Raw genomic sequence first — 1855 nt, forward strand, 5'->3', positions numbered from 1 at the left:
GTGGTGTCAAACCAGACTTCTTTACGGCTGGCCACCACGTCGTGATACATGATCGAGGGCACATAGGAAAGACTGGCCAAGGGATCCAAAGCAAAGGGATCCCGTTCCAGCTGAGGTTCTCTGGCAATGGGCAAACGTTGCTGTTGGGCCGCTTTGGCCTCAGCACGGGGGGCGGGCAGTGCTGGGATGGGTTCAGACAAACTGGGCAAGCGGCTGGCCCAATCGGGATGGGCAATTCCCCAGGCCACCAAGGCTCCGGCGCTAAATCCCAGCAGGATCACCAGTAGTGCCACCCAGCGGAATAGCGGGAAGCGAGACCTCACCGGAGGGCGACGGGGAGGATAAGAAAAACGGGGTCGCGGGGCCGGAAGGGGTACCTGTGGCAAAGGAGGGCGGGATCCCCCTGGCACCCCTCGGAGGTGTGTTGGCTGCTGCCGAGATGTCATGATGTCCTCCCCACTCCCCAAACCAACGCCAGCCTACCATCCCTGTCTTCCGGTTGGGGATGTCCGAAGCCGTAGCTAGCAAAATCTCTTCAGCTCAAGGACAAGCAAAATCTGCCGCCCGGTTCAAAGACGGGAAGGGAAGACGATTCTGGGCAGCAGAGATCGAATCGGTTCAGTCTCAATCCAGAGTTGTCAGCACATTAGATTCAGAAATGCTAAGGATTTGCCCCCCCATTTTGGTGATGCGCTTCACCTCTTGCGAGAGGCGGCTGAAGGGCACCTTGTACTCGAGGACGCTTTTGCGCACGCCACCTCCCACCACACCGGAAACCTTGATGGTAAAGGTTTTATCGGTATTGGGCATATCAGAGCTGGATGCTGAGGCAACCGCTGGGGTTGCAGCGGCTTCAGGAGCAGGAGCAGCACTCTCCCGTTCTAGAAGGAGGCGCCATGTCCGGGGAAAGGCAGGAGCCAGACAGTAAGCGACCTTGTAGGATCCAGCCAGGTTGTTATCCTCGGACTCCACCTTGACTACCGTTCCAACCGGAACCTGTAGCTTGGCCCCTTTAGACATCACCTTAATTCCAGGCCAGTCAGTGGGTACATCCGCAAGTGGCTCGACCTCAAAGGATTGATCCCCCAGCAACAACTTGGCCATGTCGATAACTCCGTTCTGCCCAGCGTGCAGTGGCTTAAGACTACAACTCCAACCACCGCTTTACCGTCAGACATTCTACCGTTGCCGGGTACCTATCAGAACCATCCTGCTGGCTTGTGTAGTTTAAAGTAGATTTGTTAAGGAAATTGTGGATTCGTCGCTGGCTTGGAGGGGAATGGAATGAACTTGTCGAGCTTGGCTTTGCCGGATTTGTCCGCTGGGTCGGATCGGTTGACTGCTGCTTTGCAGCCGGTGGCCCAACTCTTTGCGGGGTTGGATTTGCCACAGCCGATCGTGCAATGGGGACATCCCTTGATGATGGGGATCGTGGTGGTGGTGATGGGTAGCTTTGTTGGCCTGACGGGTTGGCGGGGAAGAGCCTTGCGCTTGGCGGCAGAAGCTGCGGGGGAGGGATCTCTAACGGAATCGGCCCAGAAACATCTGTTGGACCATCGCAAATTGGCTCCCTGGATGGCAACGTTTTTGGCATTGGGCTATACGGGTGGCATTTTGTCGTTGGTGATGCAAGGGGAACCGCTGTTGAACAGCCCCCATTTTTGGACGGGATCCCTGGTGTTACTGTTGTTGGGGGTGAATGGGGCTTTGTCGCTCACGGGCTTTGGAGGCAATCGCGCTGCGTTGCGAACCACCCATGCCTATGTGGGCAGCCTGATTCTCTGTGTGCTGGTTGCCCATGCGGCGTTGGGGATCAAGTTGGGCCTGTCTTTGTAGTCCTCGGTGTAATTTGATC

General features: G+C 56.7%; 2 protein-coding genes and 1 pseudogene. 1 reads left to right on the forward strand and 2 read right to left on the reverse strand.

Annotation, left to right across the window (positions count from 1 at the left end):
- Nucleotides 1–446: pseudogene (locus tag JX360_RS17300) on the reverse strand (hypothetical protein); the annotation flags it as partial.
- Nucleotides 447–624: 178 nt separating this feature from the next.
- Entirely contained in the window at nucleotides 625–1104 is a 480-nt protein-coding gene (locus JX360_RS17305; protein ID WP_244353477.1) for a phycobilisome linker polypeptide, read from the reverse strand.
- 180 nt (nucleotides 1105–1284) lie between these two features.
- On the opposite strand from JX360_RS17305, the gene JX360_RS17310 reads away from it, so the two are divergent.
- The gene (locus tag JX360_RS17310; protein ID WP_244353479.1) at nucleotides 1285–1836 is read left to right on the forward strand and encodes a DUF4079 domain-containing protein; all 552 of its coding nucleotides are present in this window, start codon (nucleotides 1285–1287) and stop codon (nucleotides 1834–1836) included.
- Nucleotides 1837–1855 lie beyond the last annotated feature (19 nt).

Origin of the sequence: Thermostichus vulcanus str. 'Rupite', assembly GCF_022848905.1 — a bacterium.
GTDB classification, from domain to species: domain Bacteria; phylum Cyanobacteriota; class Cyanobacteriia; order Thermostichales; family Thermostichaceae; genus Thermostichus; species Thermostichus vulcanus_A.

What these genes read in the sequence shown, in the direction of transcription:
- JX360_RS17305 (WP_244353477.1), bottom strand. Translation starts at nt 1,104, where the DNA reads ATGGCCAAGTTGTTGCTGGGGGATCAATCCTTTGAGGTCGAGCCACTT.
- JX360_RS17310 (WP_244353479.1), top strand. Translation starts at nt 1,285, where the DNA reads ATGAACTTGTCGAGCTTGGCTTTGCCGGATTTGTCCGCTGGGTCGGAT.